This is a genomic window from Arthrobacter sp. PvP023 (assembly GCF_017832975.1).
Taxonomy (GTDB): domain Bacteria; phylum Actinomycetota; class Actinomycetes; order Actinomycetales; family Micrococcaceae; genus Arthrobacter.
This window is the reverse complement of the sequence record NZ_JAFIBI010000001.1, coordinates 2,711,625-2,728,707: the sequence shown is the minus strand read 5'-3', so window position 1 is coordinate 2,728,707 and position 17,083 is coordinate 2,711,625. Positions and strand designations below refer to the sequence as shown.

The 17,083-nt window shown below is 66.0% G+C and carries 13 protein-coding genes; 6 read left to right on the top strand and 7 right to left on the bottom strand.

Going from position 1 to position 17,083, the window contains the following annotated elements:
- Window positions 1-19 precede the first annotated feature (19 nt).
- Together JOE31_RS12605 and JOE31_RS12600 are read right to left on the bottom strand one after the other, a co-directional pair.
- Window positions 20-1,132 (bottom strand): class I SAM-dependent methyltransferase, encoded by a 1,113-nt coding sequence (locus tag JOE31_RS12605; RefSeq protein WP_245199162.1) that lies wholly within the window; start codon window positions 1,130-1,132, stop codon window positions 20-22.
- A gap of 194 nt (window positions 1,133-1,326) precedes the next feature.
- A complete protein-coding gene (locus JOE31_RS12600) occupies window positions 1,327-2,970 on the bottom strand; it encodes a LuxR family transcriptional regulator (protein WP_209744924.1) in 1,644 nt (547 codons plus the stop codon).
- A gap of 1,188 nt (window positions 2,971-4,158) precedes the next feature.
- Here JOE31_RS12600 and JOE31_RS12595 point away from each other — a divergent pair.
- From JOE31_RS12595 to JOE31_RS12585, 3 genes are all read left to right on the top strand, one after another.
- Complete coding sequence (locus JOE31_RS12595; protein WP_209744921.1) at window positions 4,159-5,877, top strand: L,D-transpeptidase family protein; 1,719 nt, start codon at window positions 4,159-4,161, stop codon at window positions 5,875-5,877.
- 266 nt (window positions 5,878-6,143) lie between these two features.
- A complete protein-coding gene (locus JOE31_RS12590) occupies window positions 6,144-7,526 on the top strand; it encodes an MBL fold metallo-hydrolase RNA specificity domain-containing protein (protein WP_209744918.1) in 1,383 nt (460 codons plus the stop codon).
- Window positions 7,523-8,854 (top strand): erythromycin esterase family protein, encoded by a 1,332-nt coding sequence (locus tag JOE31_RS12585; RefSeq protein WP_209744915.1) that lies wholly within the window; start codon window positions 7,523-7,525, stop codon window positions 8,852-8,854. The genes JOE31_RS12590 and JOE31_RS12585 overlap by 4 nt, the downstream gene beginning before the upstream one ends.
- Here the strand turns inward: JOE31_RS12585 and JOE31_RS12580 are convergent.
- Window positions 8,800-9,504 carry a hypothetical protein gene (locus JOE31_RS12580; RefSeq protein ID WP_209744912.1) on the bottom strand — a complete coding sequence of 235 codons (705 nt, stop codon included), beginning with the start codon at window positions 9,502-9,504 and terminating at the stop codon, window positions 8,800-8,802. The genes JOE31_RS12585 and JOE31_RS12580 overlap by 55 nt on opposite strands.
- A 143-nt stretch (window positions 9,505-9,647) precedes the next feature.
- On the opposite strand from JOE31_RS12580, the gene JOE31_RS12575 reads away from it, so the two are divergent.
- Window positions 9,648-10,517 carry a universal stress protein gene (locus JOE31_RS12575; protein WP_209744909.1) on the top strand — a complete coding sequence of 290 codons (870 nt, stop codon included), beginning with the start codon at window positions 9,648-9,650 and terminating at the stop codon, window positions 10,515-10,517.
- A gap of 108 nt (window positions 10,518-10,625) precedes the next feature.
- Here the strand turns inward: JOE31_RS12575 and JOE31_RS12570 are convergent, their stop codons facing one another.
- From JOE31_RS12570 to JOE31_RS12555, 4 genes are all read right to left on the bottom strand, one after another.
- The gene (locus tag JOE31_RS12570; RefSeq protein ID WP_209744906.1) at window positions 10,626-11,429 is read right to left on the bottom strand and encodes a maleylpyruvate isomerase family mycothiol-dependent enzyme; all 804 of its coding nucleotides are present in this window, start codon (window positions 11,427-11,429) and stop codon (window positions 10,626-10,628) included.
- Entirely contained in the window at window positions 11,429-12,265 is an 837-nt protein-coding gene (locus JOE31_RS12565; RefSeq protein ID WP_209744903.1) for a fumarylacetoacetate hydrolase family protein, read from the bottom strand. Before JOE31_RS12565 ends, JOE31_RS12570 begins: the two co-directional genes overlap by 1 nt.
- The gene (locus tag JOE31_RS12560) at window positions 12,265-13,395 is read right to left on the bottom strand and encodes a cupin domain-containing protein (RefSeq protein ID WP_209744900.1); all 1,131 of its coding nucleotides are present in this window, start codon (window positions 13,393-13,395) and stop codon (window positions 12,265-12,267) included. The genes JOE31_RS12565 and JOE31_RS12560 overlap by 1 nt, the downstream gene beginning before the upstream one ends.
- A 140-nt stretch (window positions 13,396-13,535) precedes the next feature.
- Window positions 13,536-14,369, bottom strand: a complete 834-nt coding sequence (locus JOE31_RS12555) for an IclR family transcriptional regulator (protein WP_209744897.1) — start codon at window positions 14,367-14,369, stop codon at window positions 13,536-13,538.
- Between the two features lie 48 nt (window positions 14,370-14,417).
- On the opposite strand from JOE31_RS12555, the gene JOE31_RS12550 reads away from it, so the two are divergent.
- Together JOE31_RS12550 and JOE31_RS12545 are read left to right on the top strand one after the other, a co-directional pair.
- Window positions 14,418-15,746, top strand: a complete 1,329-nt coding sequence (locus JOE31_RS12550; RefSeq protein WP_209744895.1) for an aromatic acid/H+ symport family MFS transporter — start codon at window positions 14,418-14,420, stop codon at window positions 15,744-15,746.
- Window positions 15,739-16,989 (top strand): FAD-dependent oxidoreductase, encoded by a 1,251-nt coding sequence (locus JOE31_RS12545; protein WP_209744892.1) that lies wholly within the window; start codon window positions 15,739-15,741, stop codon window positions 16,987-16,989. The genes JOE31_RS12550 and JOE31_RS12545 overlap by 8 nt, the downstream gene beginning before the upstream one ends.
- Window positions 16,990-17,083 lie beyond the last annotated feature (94 nt).

The following is a 17,083-nucleotide window of genomic DNA, read 5'->3' as shown; positions in this document are numbered from 1 at the left end:
CAACTGAGTCGTTCAACGCCTACTTGCGGGCCACGAAGTAGGCGTTGAACGGATCCTCCTCGAGTTCCTTCACCTCAACGGTGCCGAAGCCTGCAGCCCGGACCATGGACTCGGCCAGCTGGACGCCCCACACCGTTCCAAGCCCGTCCCCGCCCTGCGCCAGGGAAACGGACATGCAGTGGAACGTGGAAATTGCGTAGAGGAACGTGCCCCAGGGGAGCTCAACGTTGTCGAGCAGGTTGCTTGAAGCGTTGATGTCGGCCATGAGGAAGGTGCCGTCCGGGCGCAGCGCGTTGTGGATGTTCCGCAGCACCTTGGCCGGCCGGGCCTGATCATGGATGGCATCGAAAACGGTGATGAGGTCCAGCCCCTCCACGACGTCAAGGTCCGCCGCGTCCAGGATCTCGAACCTGACGTTCCGCAGTCCCAGCCGCCGGGCTTCCACCCGCCCGGCGAGCACCGCGTCCTCGAAGAAGTCGTAGCCCATGAAACGGCTCGCGGGAAAGGCTTCGGCCATCAGGTTGACGGCGTGCCCGGCGCCGCAGCCGATATCCGCGACGTCTATTCCCTTCTTCAGCCTGTCCACGCACCCGGCCAGCGGGAGGATGGCGGACACGAGGGATGCGTCATGAACCGAGGCGCTGTCAGCGGCCTGGATGCCGACGAAATCCGGATAGTCCTCGTACCCCAGGCCGCCGCCCGTCCGGAATTTATGCGCGATCTTGCCCGCCACCTCACCCATCAGCGTGATGTACTGCAGCGTCCGGGCCAGGTTGTCGACGCCCTGGCCGGAGACGGACGGCGCCAGCGCGGGGTCCAGCCGGTAGGTGCCGGCGTCGGGCCGATACTTGACGAAGCGGGCCGTCACCATGCCGCCGAGCCATTCGCGGACATAGCGTTCGTTGAGCCCGGCAGCGTCGGCAATCTGCTCACTCGAGGCAGGCGGCAGCCCGGCCATCACGTCGAACAGCCCGGTCTGGTGGCCGATGCTTGCCAGGACGGCGGCCGAGCTGTCGTTGAGGATGCCGATCAGGCGGGCTGCTGCGGCTTCAACGGCGTCCTCCGCGGCCACCGTGTCACCGCGGGCGGCCGCACCGTCTCCTGCCGTGAAGTGGAGGTCTGTGGTGGTCATTGTCTTTCCTTTCTTCGGCGGACTCCGTGTCCGGCTACTTCGAAAGTACGTTCGCGGCCGGGCACGCCGCGTCGGGCGGATCATGCATCTTTCACCGGGGCCATGGGGTGAATGATGCAGGAGCATGTCCCTGCAAGGGGGCCTTCAGGCGGACGCACGACGACGACGGGAGCGGCGCTCGCCGTCGTCGTACGTCACGCCAGTCCGTGGTCCCTGGCCCAGCCGGCCGCGGCGGTCCTGGTGGAGACCCCGATCTTGGCGAAGATGTTGGCCAGGTGCCGACCCACTGTCTTTTCACTGATGACCAGGGCATCCGCCACCTGGCGGTTGCTGGCACCAGTGGTGATGAGTGCCAGGACTTCGCGCTCGCGGGCCGTCAGTCCGCCCTTGTCCGCGCCGCCGGCAGTGCCGCCGGCGCGGTCTCCCGCGCGCTCCAGCCGTTCCACGTCGGGGACGGCCCCTAGCTGGCGGTAGATGGCGAGTGCTGTGGCGAGGTCGGCATCGGCCGCACCGGCATGGCCCAGGGCGCGCCGGGACTCGGCCAGAAGCTCGTGGATCCGGGCCGTGCGGTAGCGCGCACGCTGCGCGCGGTAAGTCCGGGCAGCCGCCTCAAAGAGCGGCAGCGCACCGTCCGCGCGGCCGGACGCCAGCAGGACGGCGCCACGGGCCTGGCATGCCCACGCCTGGAGGCCCGGAGAGGCGAACCGGGCGGCGGTCCTTTCCAGTTCGGCTGCCAGGGCCTCTGCGAGCGCCGCATCACGCCGGACCAGTGCCAGCTCGGTGGCGGCCGGCAACAGCCTGGCCCGGTCCAGCAGCCGGCTCTCGCCCAGCGAGGCGCGGAGCTGGTTGAGCGCCAGGGCAGTGTCGCCGGCTTCATAGTGCAACAGGGCCTCGCCGGGCTGCGGGTCCACCCCGAGGTCCCGGGCACGGCGGTACGCGGCCAGCGCCCCGGCAGCATTGCCGCGCAGGCGGCGGACCTCGCCGAGTTCGTAGTAGCCCGCACCGGCCATCCAGCCATGTGCTGTGACCAGGTTGTCGCTGGAGGCGCCTATTTCGCGTTCCACCGCATCCCAGCCGCCTTCGGCGCTGACCAGCTGAAGTTCGTGGATGCGGGTGACGCCGGTGTACACAAAAGTGGCTGACAGGCCCGCTGTCCACTGTTCCAGAGCGCCGGTCCAGGCCCGCATCCTGGCCAGGTCTCCGAGCTGGTGGCAGAGGTGGATGACGGTGCAATAGATGTCTCCCGCCCACACGGGCGCAACGGCACCGGCCAGGACCGGCAGCATCGCCTCGTCCAGGTCGCTGAAACCGTCCTCGGTCCGCCCGGCCCGGACCCCGCCAAGTCCGGCAATGACCCGGGCAAAGCAGCCGAGGGTGGGGTCCGCCAAGCGGTTCGCCAGGGCGTCGAGCCTGGCTGCGGCTGCCTGCGCCGGTCCGGGGTCTTCCTCCAGGTCCAGGGACATCGCGCTGTCCAGGTAGAGCAGGTACCCGTGTTCAGGCCCTTCCGGCAGGTCCTGCAGCAGGCGCCGTGCCCGGTTGAGCCACCCGGAGGCAACCACGAGATCCCCCCGGGTGCCCCACTGCAGGGACAGGAGGATGGCCTTCATAGCGGCAGCGGGCCGGTCACCGGCTCCGGCAAGGCCGCGGTACAGATCCTCTGCCACCGAAAGCGATTCGGGAATGTCGCCCAGCCACCACATCGAATCGGCCAGGGCAGCCAGGTCCTGCAGCTCCAGGCCGGTGGTGGTCCTGGCGGCCAGCAGACCGTTGCGGGCCGCGGGCCAGTCCCTGCGGGCGTACGCCGCGCGGGCGCTGGTGATTAAATCCTGTTCAGCCATACGACGTCTCCAAGGGGTGGTTCCAGCGTACTGCCGGCCCCGGTTCCAGAAAAGGCGGGAGCGAAGAGGAGGGGACGATGCGGGTCCGTGGAGCATGCCTCGTAGCTAATTCATCGGAGATGGACAGTAGTTGACGAAGTATTGCAGGCGGTTCAGTAAATAACTCCATTGAAATGCTGTGCATCAATTCGGGCCGGACAAATTCCGAACTTTATTCGAATCAGTGCGATAACAAGCTTATTCAATCTGATAATGTCCCCAATATCGCTGGTCCCTGCAGGGGCATATTGCCGGGAATGAGGCCAGTCCTAAAATCGGAGGAACAATGCAGAACTGGGCACCGCTTATTGGGGGCTGCGCGGCGGGTCTGTTCGCGCTCACCGCTTGTAGTCCGCCGTCAGCCAGTCCGCCGACGGCATCACAGGCAAGCTCTAGCCAAAGCGCCGCTGATCCATCACCGACGGGCTCGGCTATAAAGCCGGGTCCGTCCGCGACGAGCACTCCGGCGGCCACGGAGTTTATCGCTGCAGAGGCCTTGGGTGACGTCGTTTGCGAGGCTGACAGCAACGGCGTCTGGTCTTTTTCAGGCACCCTTTCCAACACTGGCTCCGAAGCGGTCAAGTACACAGTTGCTGTGGCTGTGGGTACCACAAGTAGCGTCGCAGGCCACGCCATGATCGAGAAACTGGTGCCAGCCGGGTCCAAGGAGACTGTCCGGGCCGACTCGTTTGCGGTAAATGCCCCCGCTGGAGCGAAGTGTGAGGCGGTGGTCTCCAAGTGATCGCAACATCTACATCCAAGATGGGCCGACTGATTTCGACCGTAGTCCTATGTGCGATGGTGCTGGTGGGTGTATCCCCCATGGCGGTCGCGACGACGATGCCGCTTCCCTCAACACCGTCGTCCGAACCACCGTCAGAACAGGGCACCCTGAAGACGGCCGAACCTACGGTGTCGCCGGAGACGCCCAGTGAAAGTTCCGGCGGAGCTAATTCGTCGGATCCGGTCGCACCGTCAGCAGTCCCGACGGCAACGGCCCCTGCCTCCGCACCTGCTGCTGTACCGAGTGGGACGGCGGACACGAGGCCGGATGCAGCCAAACAGGCCGTTGCCGCAGCTGCAGGCCCATTCACGCCGTTTGGGGCGATCGGGCAGAAATGGAAGGAGCTGGGTGACGCGAAGGGTACCTTGGGCGAACCCACCTCCAACGAGGATTGTGACGCCGCGGGCCTCTGCGTCCAGACATTCGTTGGCGGAACCATCTACTACACGCCCAGCACAGGCGCACACGCCGTTCTCTTGGCGTCGGGCAAAACGGGCCCTCAGTGGACTGCCTCGGGCGGGCTGACCGCACATGGCTATCCCGTTACTGACGAGGCATGCGACTCGCTCGGGTGCTTTCAGAGATATTCCCGCGGTGCGGACATTACTTGGACAGCTACGGGTGGATTCTTTGTTACCCACGGTGCCATAGGCAATGCTGTCCACCGGCTTTATGGCGGATACACCGCGATCGGCTACCCGACCACCAAGGAGGTCTGCAATCTTCCGGGCCAAGGCTGCTCGCAGGAGTTCGGGAATCTCAACATCGTGTGGTCCGCTGCTTCCGGAGCTTACGGCGTGTGGGAACCTGGTGCGATCGGCGGACACTACGCTGCCAACGGCGCTGAAGGCGGACGTCTTGGGTATCCGCTGTCTCGGGAAATTTGCGGGCTTCGGGCCGGCGGCTGCTACCAGGTGTACCAGGGGGGTGTCATCGTCTGGTCACCCGCAAGCGGTCCGCGTCTCAGCCTGGGTGCCATACGTGCAGCATGGGCAGTCCGTGGACTAGAGAGTGGTCTTCTAGGCTATCCGGTTTCGGAGGAGGTTTGCGACCTTCCGGGATCAGGATGCCAGCAGCAGTATCAAGGCGGGACCATTTATTGGTCGGCCAAGACTGGTGCGTATGCGACAAACGGTGCCATCAAGGGAAGGTTTGATGGCCTGGAGGGCATCGAAGGCTACCTCGGCTACCCCCTGACCGGTGAAGTTTGCAATCAGCCCAACGGTGGGTGCTATCAGTGGTTCCAGGGCGGGCTGATCTTCTGGTCACCGGCTACGGGGGCGCAGCCCGTCCGCGGTGGCATGAAGTCGAAATACGAGGCCATGGGCTGGCACCGTAGCTACCTTGGCTACCCGGCCACGCCGGAAACCTGCGACGGATCCGCCTGCGTCCAAGGTTTTCAGGGTGGCTACGTGACCTGGATTTCGGGTATTACCCGGGATTACCGGCACACGGAATGCACCACTCTGAACGATGGCCGAATTAAGTACCCCACTGGTAACGCAAATCGTGTGACACTCACCTTTGCCGGCGAATACGGACAGTCATACGCCACGGTTGCCTATTGCCAGCGAGTGGCCGGCACCTACGTGACTGACTGGCGAACGGACGGCCGGGTCGGCGCAAGTGGTTTCAAGCCGCCCGGAGTCCCGTCGGGGCCGACGCGCTACAACTATTCGCCGACAGGTTCCTACTCCGTCACGGAGGCCTTTGGACTGGGTAATCCCGGCACTGCACTTCCTTACCGCACCCTCAACCCCAATTCGCGATGGGGCGGCAACCCCTGGACCGCAACGTACAACAAGTACTTCGAGTCCACGGCGTGGGTGGGGTACGACGAGAATATGTGGTACTTCGCAACGGGCGCTTCGCACGATTACCGCCAGGGTGCCGTCATCAACTACAACCGCCCGCCAGATTCCGAGATCGTCCACGATGCAGGTTTTGCCATCTTCCTGCACGAGCACAAGGTTCCGACTGCCGGTTGCATCGCCCTTGACGATTGGGCTGTGGAGGATTTCCTCAGGAAGTCGACTCCGGGCGATCGGATAATCATGGGGGTCGCTCGCGACATATTCCGGTAGGAGCCGATTCTGCCGATGATGGGCATAAGGGCCGCCGGATTCCTGCTTTTTGGGGAACCGGCGGTCCTTTGTCTGCCCCGACGTGGCAGACGCGTCCGCAGCCGTGACTTTCGGCCCTAGGTGGGCTGCCGGAAGAAGCGGAAGCTAGGACGTACATCGCGACTGCGCATTCCGGCGCGTTGCAGCCCATGCGCCTGCCGGGCCCTGGCGCTGCCGCTGCCGCCGGACGGCAACGGGCACGCTGCGCGACGGGAGCAGGGAGCATTATGAAACACCGACACCCGCAACTCCGGTTCCTCGGAGCCACGGACAGCGTGACCGGTTCCCGGTACTTGGTTGAGGCAGCCGGGAAACGCATCCTCGTGGACTGCGGGCTGTTCCAGGGCTACAAGGTGCTCCGAGACCGCAACCGGATCCCCTTCCACGTCAGGCCGGACTCCATTGACGCCGTCCTTCTGACCCATGCGCACCTGGATCACACCGGCTACGTACCCGCCCTGGTCCGGGACGGCTACAGCGGGCCGGTGTACGCCACGGAGGGCACCACTGAACTGTGCACCCTGCTCCTGCCGGACAGCGGGCACTTGCAGGAAGAGGAAGCCAAGTACGCCTACGAGCACGGGTCGTCCAGGCACAGCCCGCCGGTTCCGCTCTACACGGCTGCGGACGCGGTCCGCTCGCTCGACAGCTTCCGGGAACAGGGCTTCGACACCCCGCTGGAGCTCGGCGGGGGCATCATCGCGACGTTCCTGCCTGCCGGCCACATCCTGGGCGCAGCCCAGATCAGGCTCGACGTGGGCCAGCATTCCGTCCATTTCACCGGCGACCTGGGACGCAACGACGACCCGTTGATGTTTCCGCCCCGGGGGCTTGGCGCCGCTGACGTACTCGTCACCGAATCCACCTACGGAAACCGCCAACACTCGAGCCTGGATCCGGAACTGCAGCTGGGGGAGATCATCACCCGTGTGGCGAAGAAGAACGGGGTGATCATGATTGCCGCGTTCGCCGTCGGACGGGCGGAGACACTGATGCTGCATCTGTCCCGCCTCCGGGCCAAAAACGCGATTCCGGACATTCCCGTCTACCTGAACAGCCCCATGGCCATCGACGCCTCCGGCATGTACCAGCGGCACCCCAACGAACACCGTCTCAAGCAGCGGGAGTACGAGGACATGTACAAAGTGGCCAAGATGACCCGGACGGTGGACGATTCGAAGCTGCTCAACCTCCGCGGTGGCCCAATGGTAATCATTTCTGCCAGCGGGATGCTCACCGGAGGCAGGATCCTGCACCACATCGCCGAGTACGGTCCCGATCCGAAGAACGCCATCATCCTCAGCGGATACCAGGCCGGCGGAACCCGCGGCGCCGCGCTCGCCGCGGGCCAACGGCAACTCCGGATCTACGGGGAGGACGTCCGCATCCGCGCCGAAGTGATCCAGATGGAAAGCTTGTCCGCGCATGCGGACTCCAACGGGTTGATCGAGTGGATGAGGGCCGCCGAGCGGGAACCCCGAATGACCTACATCACCCATGGTGAACCGGAAGCGTCCGATGCGCTCCGGATCCGCATCAAGCGCGAACTCGGCTGGCGGGTGCGCGTTCCGGAGTATCTTGAAGGCATCTCGCTCGAGGATCCGACATGACCAACGGAAACCGTGCCGTCCTGAACATGCTGGACGAGATCCGCAGCCTGGCCCGGCCCCTCAGTGGAATACGAGACCTTGACCGCCTGGTCCACAAGGCCGGTGCCGGACGCTTCGTAGCAATCGGCGAAGCATCCCACGGCACCCACGAGTACTACACCATGCGTGCCCGGCTGACCATGCGGCTGATAGAAGAGCAGGGTTACAGCTGGATCGGAGTGGAGGGCGACTGGCCGGACTGCTGGCGGATCAACCGCTGGGTCCGCGGACAAAGCGGGCACGATACGGGCGTGCACACCATGCTCGCCGGATTCGGCCGTTGGCCCACCTGGATGTGGGCAAACGAGGAAGTGGCGGGCTTCCTTGACTGGCTTCGCGGCTGGAACCTGGAGCGTCCGATGGAGGAGCGGGTGGGCTTCTACGGCCTGGACGTCTATTCGCTGTGGGATTCCCTGCGGGAAATCATCGGCTGGCTTGAGGAAAACGAGCCCGACGCCGTTCCCGCTGCCATGCGGGCGTGGCAGTGTTTCCTGCCGCATCATGAAGATCCGCACGAGTACGCCTGGAGCACCCGGCTGGTTCCGGAATCGTGCGAGGCCGATGTGGTTGCACTCCTGACCGAGGTGCGGAACCGGGCACTTGCGCTGCGGGACCACGAACCGCGCGCCGAAAGCGATGAGGCCTTCGACGCGGTCCAGAACGCCGTGGTTGCCGCCAACGCCGAGCATTACTACCGCATCATGGTGCAGGGGAGCCGTGAGTCCTGGAACGTCCGGGACCGCCACATGGCGGACACCGTGGACCGGCTGAGTGCGCATCTGGGCCCAGCCTCCAAAGGGATCATCTGGGAGCACAACACCCATGTGGGAGATGCCCGTGCCACGGACATGGCCAGGGACGGGCTGGTGAACGTTGGCCAGTTGCTCCGCGAGCGCCACGGTTCCGAAGGTGTGACCCTGGTGGGTTTCGGATCGTACAGGGGAACAGTGATGGCTGCGGACGCCTGGGGCTCCCCTGAACGGGTGCTTACTGTGCCGGAAGCCCGGACCGGCAGCCACGAGGACCTGCTGCACAGGGCTCTGGGCGCGCCGGCGTTGTTGGAATTCGGCAGGGACAGGTCCGGTCCGTGGCTGTCAGCCTGGTTGGGTCACCGGGCCATCGGCGTTGTCTACCGCCCGGCAAGGGAATCCGGAAACTATGTTCCCACCCGGATGGGAGGGCGCTATGACGCCCTCATCTGGATGGAGCAGACCTCGGCGCTTCGTCCGCTCCATCACGAGGCGCCGCCAAGTGAGCCGGAGTTCGAAACCGAGCCCACCGGTTTCTGAGCTGCCGCTGGAAAGCGAAGCAGCCGTTTCATCACCAGGCCGGTTACCAGTGCCATGCCGGCGGCCATCAGGATAGCGGCGGCAACGCCGATGGCGATCACCGTCGTCGGCGGCTGTCCCGGCTGCCACAGCGGAGGTGCGACGGCGAAGAAGAGTCCCAGCCCCACGCACCATGCCAGCGCGTTCCCGGCCACCCACCGTCCGCTGTGCGCGAGGTGCCGGCGGAGTTCCGGCCATTGCGCCAGCCCGATCGAACACAGCAGCAGCAGGGCGCCGGGAACCGCGACGGCGAGCTGCAGGGCAGGCGGCCAAGGCTGCCATTGATCGGCGAAAGCACCGGGGCTGAGCCCCAGGAGCCAGGCGATTGCCGCGCCGGCGGCGGTGCGGATGGTCCACCTAGTCACGCTGAGGCCGGGAAGCCGGCTTCGGAGCACGTGCGCCTGGGCGAGCCCCAGGACTGTGCCTTCGACGACGCCGGCCGCCACCAGCCAGGCCATCCCGCCGGCGGTGTCCGGAATGATTACGAAGACTGCGACGACGGCGGGAGCCAGGAATCCTGCACTCTCACCGAGGGTGACCCACAGGAACCAGCGGCGGAGGAACGGTTGGGGCCGCGAGGGGGCGGCGGTGCCGGCCCTGGTCTGCTCCATGGGCCCGACGCTACGCGCGGCACCGGCACCGGGTGAGGGGCTTAAGGCCCTAACCCCTGTGTCTGCCGCCGGAGCACACTGAAGGTGTCAGCGGCCTCCGGCGTGCTGATCCGAAAACGCGATGGAGAAGAGCAGGATTCAGAATGAGCAAACCAATCGTCGTCGGCATCAACGGCTCCACCGGAAGCGAGGCCGCAATGTCGTGGTCGCTCCACCGGGCAGCCAGGCTCAAGCTTCCGGTGATCGCCGTCCATGCGGTGGATGACCGGTGGATGTCGCCGGACTTCCAGTACCACGAACTGATCAGGGAATCAGGCATGGAGCTGCTGAGGCAGGTGCAGGAGGATGCTGCCAAGAAGGAACCCGACGTGGCCGTCGACGTGCAGTTGCGCCACGGCAGCGCGGGCGCCGCGCTCAGGGAAATGTCCAAAGACGCCGCCATGGTGGTCATCGGATCACACCACCGTCATTGGGCCGACGGAGGACCCATGACGGACCGGGCCCTTCAGGTCGTTACTGCGTCGGACAGCCCGGTGGCGGTTATTCCGCAGGATCAGGGACCGGAAGGCCGCGGCGTGGTGGTGGGCGTGGACGGCTCGGAGGAGTCCTTGCAGGCTGTTGCATTTGCCGCAGCGGAAGCAGACCGCGAGGGGGACGAACTGACGGCCGTTCTGGCTTTCCGGCGCCCAGCCCGCTGGGTGCAGAGCGGGATGCCTGCCAGCGGGCTGGCGGAAGTCATTGAGGAAGAGGACAAGATTGTGCTTGCCGAGTCGGTCGCTGGGCTGCGGGATAAGTACCCCGATCTGGTGGTGAATCAGGTGCTGGACAAGGACACCGATCCGGCCAAGGCTCTCGTGGAGGCCGCTGCGAACGCGCGTCTCCTGGTCATCGGCAGCCGCGGACGCGGGGGATTCAGCCGCCTTGTCCTTGGCTCCACGGCCCACGCGGTTCTGCTGCGGGTTCCGTGCCCCACGGTGGTCACCAGGGTCCACAAGGTCAAGCACGAGGAATAGCGGGCACTGTCAGTGCATGGCGATGGCCCCCTCCGAGGAGGGGGCCATCGCTATGTGCGGAAGTCGCCGTCGCGCTTCACTGGCGCTCCGGACACCAGGTCCTGGGCGCTAGATCCACTTTGGTGCTGCGGGCACTTCAGGCAGGTCAGCGTCCGACGCCGGTGCGGCGGCGTCCGCTGCTGTCCCGGCTGGTGCTGCGGTGCTCGTCGCTGACACGCCGTGGGTGCCGCGGCCGGTGGCCCATTGGGTGATGGCAGTGAGCGGGCCGGAGATCAGTGTTGGTGTTTGGGCGCTGGTGTCGCCGAAGGCCATTCCGCCCGGCTGGTCGGTGACTTTGATCAGCAGTCCGGTGTCGGTGCCGCGGGTGTGCCAGGCACTGGTGATGTCCGCCAGGAGCCGGGCCAGGACGGGTGCGGGGATGTCGGTGAAGGTGGCGCCGTTGTCCAGGTCTACGGCGTGGACCCAGACTTCGCGGGTCCGCATCCAGACGGTTTCCTCGGCCGGGACGGTCCTGCCTTGGGCTGTTGTGACTTTGTGGTGCCAGGCTTCTGCAGGGAGGTCGCGCCATTCGACGTTCAGGTGCACTGCGGAGTGGTCGAAGAGGTGCCGCAGCGCGATCGGCGGCAGGGTGGCTCCGAATTTGATTTCGTGGTCCCTGACCTCGGTGGAGGCGTACATGGGTGTTTCCACGCCGGTGGCTGCCCACTCGATGAGCCGCGCGATGGCCCGGGCGTTGTAGCCGATGTGGGCCGTGACGTGCCGGCGGGTCCAGCCCGGCAGCAGCGAGTCCCCGTCGAGGTCCGCGTCGGTGAGCTCGTTGAGTTTGCGGGCGAAGAACGCCGTGCCCCGCCGTGCCTGCAGCAAACCCTCGAGCAGGACCGGGTCCGTGGTCTGGTCGTGGCGGGCGACCATCAGGCTTCCTTGACCACGCGGTTGCTCAGCTGGCCCAGGCCCTCGATGGTGGTGACCAGGATCTGGCCTTCCTGCAGGTAGCGCTTCGGGTCCTGGGCGTGGCCCACCCCGCCGGGGGTGCCGGTCGCGATCACATCCCCGGGGTTCAGCGTGATGATCGTGGAGATGTAGGAGACCAGGAATTCCGGGGTGAACACGAGGTCCCCGGTCGGGGTGCTCTGCTGGATCTCGCCGTCCACCGCGGAGGTCATTAGGGGACCGGCGGTGAACTCATCCTGCGTGACCAGGGCGGGTCCAAACGGGGTGGACTTCTCCCAGGTCTTGCCCTGGAGCCACTGGATGGTGCGGAACTGGTAGTCACGCATGGACACATCGTTCAGCACCGAGTACCCGGCGATGTAATCCTTGGCGTCGGCTTCGCTGATCCGGCGGCCCTTCTTGCCGATCACCACGGCAAGTTCGGCTTCCCAGTCCACGGTGTCCGATTCCTGCGGCAGCGCCAGGTCATCGTTCGGGCCGATCAGGGATTCCTGGTACTTCGCGAACAGGGTGGGGTACTCGGGGATTTCCCGGCCCATTTCCTTGATGTGGTTGCGGTAGTTGTGGCCCACGCAGATGATCTTCCCCGGGAACGGGACCACCGGGGCGAGGTCCGCGCCCTCGAGCGGATGCGTCGCGCCGGCCGCAGCCTTCGCCTTCTCTTCCCAGGCGGAGTCTTTCAGGAGTTCCCCGACGTCGGAGAACCCGTCGATTTCGGTCAGTGTGGTCCCGTCCTGGCGGACAGCCACGGTGTTCTGGCCGGTGCCGGTGCCGGTGCGGAGGGTGAGGAGTCTCATTACTTGGTGCGTCCTTCGATGTAGGTGCGGTTGAAGTTCAGTCGTTCGAAAATGGGGGCGTCGCTGAACCGGAAGAGGTCGAATTCGCTCTCGGCCTGCAGGGACCATTCAGCCCAGGACGGGACAACGAAGAGGTCGCCCTTTTCCAGGGTCCTGCTCTCGCCGTTCAGGACCACGGAGCCGGTCCCTTCGAAGACCTGCCAGACGCTGGAGCCGACCTCGCGGACGCCCTGGGTGGTGGCGCCGGCGCGGAGGCGGTGGAATTCGGCACGGATGGTGGGCATCACGTCCCCGCCGGTGGTCGGGTTGGTGTAGCGGACGGCCGCGTGGCCCTGGGACACGGTGGCCGGGTGGCCCTCGTCCTCGAGCAAGAGCTGCTCGCGCAGGGCGGCGTCGGTGTATTCCCACCGGTACGCCGCGATGGGGGAGCTGGTGGTGTCATCCAGGCCCGAGAGCGGGCGCAGGCCCGGGTGGGCCCAGAGCCGCTCGGACCGGGAGATATCCGGGGTGGCCTCGTCCGTGACCCGCTCGGTGCCGAACTCGAAGAACCCGGCATCGGCGTAATGCACGAACGGGATGTCCAGCCCGTCGATCCAGGCCATCGGCTCATCCGTGTCGTTATGGTGGCCGTGGAAGTTCCAACCCGGAGTCAGCAGGAAATCACCGCGGGACATCCGCACCGGATCCCCGTTCACCACCGTCCACACACCCTCGCCCTCAACGACGAAGCGGAACGCGTTCTGCGAGTGCCGGTGCTCCGGTGCGGTCTCGCGGGCACCAAGGTACTGGATCGCAGCCCACAACGTCGGAGTCGCGTACGGGGTACCGGCAAGGCCCGGGTTCGCCAGCGCAATCGCGCGGCGTTCCCCGCCACGGCCCACCGGCACCAGATCCCCGGCACGGGCCGCCAGCGGATACAGATCACTCCACCGCCACACATGAGCCACCGCCTTCGGCGACGGGACCATCGGCATCAAATCCGCGATCTCAGTCCACAACGGGATCAGGTTCTCCCGATCAAAATCCCGGTACAGCTCTTTCAGCTGGGCAGCTTCTTCAGGCGTCGGCTCCGGAGCAGTTTGCCCCGCGGCCACTGATTCATGAGTCGTGTTCTCGGCGCTGATGGACACGTGGGCCTCCTCGATAGGTCAGAACGGTTCTTGGCGTAGTTCGACTCTACGGATGCCGTGGTGTGACCCCCAACATATTCTGCTGGTCAGAATTATTCGACCAGTTCGTCGGCGGGGCCGCGGGACGCCCCGCCCGGTGTTCAGTCCGGCTCGGCCGGATTTGCTGCAATGTCGATTTCCAGCTGCCGGCAGGTTTCCCGCAGGGCAGGCACCAGTCCGGCATCGAACACCCTGCGGAAGCGGGTCGCGGGAGTGGCCACGCTGAGCGCGCCCACCACCTTCCCGTGCCTGTTGTGCAGGGCGATCCCGAGGGCACTCACACCCTCCTCGGTGCCTTCGAAATTGGCGGCGAAACCGTTGTTGCGGATCGACTCCAGCTCGCGCAGGAACGCCGGGTACTCCTCAGCGGGGATGGTGTCCCCGCCGATCTCGGCGTTGTTGCTGCGGAAGAGCTGGTCGATCATGGGAAGCTCCAGTTCGGCGAGCATGGCCTTACCTCCGGAGGTTTTGTTGGCAGGCATCACCGTCCCCTGCCGGTCACCCACTCGCAATACATTGTTTCCCTCCACAGTGGTCAGGAACCGTATTTTCGTACCCACCCGCACCATGAGGTTGACGGTCTCGTTCAGCTGCGCGGAGAGCAGTTCCATATGCGGCTGGGCGAGCGAGCGGAGCAGCCTGGTCCAGCTCAGCCCTGCCGGACCCACGCCCATTGCCGGGCCGGGCACGTAGCGCCGGGTTTCGTCCTGCACGGCGAAGCCCCGGTAGACCAGCATCGCCAGCAGGCGGTGGGCAGTGGACGGGGCCACGCCCAGCTCCTCGGCGGCGTCCTTGAGGCGCAGCGCGCCGCCGTCACGGAGCAGCTGCAGGAGCTGCAGCGCGTTGTCCACAGCCTCAATGGAATAGGTGGGCCGCTTCTGCACCGGCCTCCGGACTGATTTGGACGCCGGCTTGGAGCTGGTCTGTTTCTGCACATCAGAATTATATTGTGGTTCACGGCATGCGGCTAAGACAGTAGTGGCATGAATCACACAACTTCCGCTGCAGCGCCGCAACGGTCTTCCCCCGGGGATACCGCCCCCACTTCCGCTGATGGGCCTGCATCGCGGTTCTCCAAAGCGTCGGCCGCGGCCGTCCTCGTCTGCTGGCTTTTGGTGGTCTTCGATGGCTACGACCTGATCGTCTACGGCACTGTCCAGTCTTCGCTGATCTCCGAGACCGGCTGGGGCCTGAACAAAGCCACCGCCGGGACCATCGGCTCCATGGCCTTCCTCGGCATGATGATCGGCGCGATTTTCGCCGGCCGGATGGCCGACTCGTGGGGTCGCCGCCGCACCATCCTGGGTTGCGCCGTCGTGTTCTCGATCTTCACGGCCCTCTGTGCCTTCGCCCCCAACGCTGCCGTCTTTGGCGGACTGCGGCTCCTCGCCGGCATCGGGCTCGGCGGACTGGTGCCCTCGGCTAACGCCCTGGTTGCCGAGCTGGTCCCCACCAAGTGGCGGTCCACCATCGCCACGCTGATGATGTCCGGTGTTCCGATCGGCGGATCCATCGCCGCCCTGGTCGGCATCCAGCTGATCCCCGCCTTCGGCTGGCAGGCCATGTTCCTTGTGGCCGTACTTGCCCTGGTGATCGTGGTGCCGCTGGGACTGAAATACCTCCCGGAGACACTGGCCCCGGTCCGAGCCGCAGGCAGTGCCAGTGCGGTCAAGGAACCGTCCGGCTTCTCCTCCCTGCTCCGCGCCCCGTACCTGGGCGTCAGCATTCTGTTCGCCCTGGCGACGATCGCCACCCTGTTCGCCTGGTACGGGCTGGGTACCTGGCTGCCCAACCTCATGCAGCTGGCGGGGTACAACCTCGGTTCCGCCCTGACCTTCGCCCTGGCCCTCAACCTGGGTGCGGTGGCCGGTTCGGTCATCACGGCCTGGGCCGGGACCCGCTTCGGTCCGGTGCCGACGGCGATCGCCGCTGCCGCCGTCGCCGCCGTCGCGCTGGTGGTCCTCATCACGGGGCCGTCTGTCACTGTCGTGTACCTCATGCTGGTCCTTGCCGGCGTCGGCACCCACGGCACGCAGTGCCTCATCATCGCCGCCGTCGCGAGCCACTATCCCGGGCACCTGCGGGGGACCGCGCTGGGCTGGGCACTGGGGACGGGCCGCATCGGCGCCGTCGTCGCGCCCCAGGTAGGCGGACTCCTGCTGGCTGCCGGACTGGGCGTCAATTCCAATTTCCTCGCCTTCGCCGGTGCAGCCGCCGTCGCCGCGGTCCTGCTGGCCGCCGTCGGCCTCAAACTCAAGTCGAAACTCTCAATCTCACCCTCATCTTCATCAACAGGAGTAAGCAATGTCTGAGCACGCCACGTCCACCGATGTCCTCGTCATCGGAGGGGGAATGGCCGGACTGGCCGGAGCCCTCGCGCTGCGCGAAAACGGCGCCAACGTCACCCTCGTAGAACGCGCACCCGAGTTCGGCGAGGTGGGTGCGGGGCTGCAGATGGCCCCCAACGCCTCCCGCGTCCTCCGCCGCTGGGGCCTGCTGGAGAAGGCCCTCGAAATCGGGGTCCAGCCCAAGCACCTGGTCTTCCGCGACGCCATCACCGGCGAGGAGCTCACCCGCCAGACCCTCGGCGCGGAATTCGAGGAGCGCTACGGCGCGCCCTACGTCGTGATCCACCGCAGCGACCTGCACCGGGTCCTCCTCGAAGGCTGTGAGGCCGCCGGCGTCAAGCTCGTCAACGACGTCATGGTCGAAAGCGTCGAAACCGTGAACGGCCGCGGTGTCGCCCACACCGCAGCCGGCGGTGACTACGAGGCCGACGTCGTGATCGGCGCCGACGGCCTCCGGTCCACGCTCCGCCCGCTCGTGGCCAACGACGAACCCGTCTCCTCGGCCTACGTCGCCTACCGCGGCACGGTGCCGATCACCGGGAACACGCCCAAGGCTGACCTTGAAGACGTCATCGTCTACCTCGGACCGGACTGCCACCTGGTGCAGTACCCGCTGCGCAAGGGCGAACTGCTGAACACCGTGGCCGTCTTCAAGTCGCCGTCCTTCGAAGCCGGCGTCGAACAGTACGGTGGAGTGGACGAGCTCGAGGCAGCCTACAAGGACTGCGTCCCGGCCGTTCAGGAAGCGCTGAAGAACCTGGCCACCGGCATCCGCTGGCCCATGTACGACCGCGACCCGATCGAGAACTGGGTTGCCGGCCGGATGGTGCTCATGGGCGACGCCGCGCACCCGATGCTCCAGTACCTCGCGCAGGGCGCCTGCCAGGCCCTCGAGGACGCAGCCGTGCTGCAGGATGTCAGCGTCGGCACCGTCTTCACCGCGGACGGCGTCAACCCGGAAGCCTGGGATGGCGCCATCAAGGAGTTCAACAACATCCGCGCCGGCCGCACCGCCCGGGTCCAGCGCACCGCCCGTGTCTGGGGCGAGTCCTGGCATGTCTCCGGGCTGGCCCGGACGCTGCGCAACCTGCTCTTCAAGAGCCGGAAGGACAACGACTTCCACTACAACGACTGGCTGTACGGCCAGGCTGGCGACGGAATTCCAGCGGCCGTCCGTAAGGAAACCGCGGTGAAAGTTCCCGCCTGATCCTGTGCCCCAGGCTTAGCGCTACACACTGAAAAGTGCCGGACACGGAAACGTGTCCGGCACTTTACGTGCAGCACGGTGTGTTGCTGGCCCT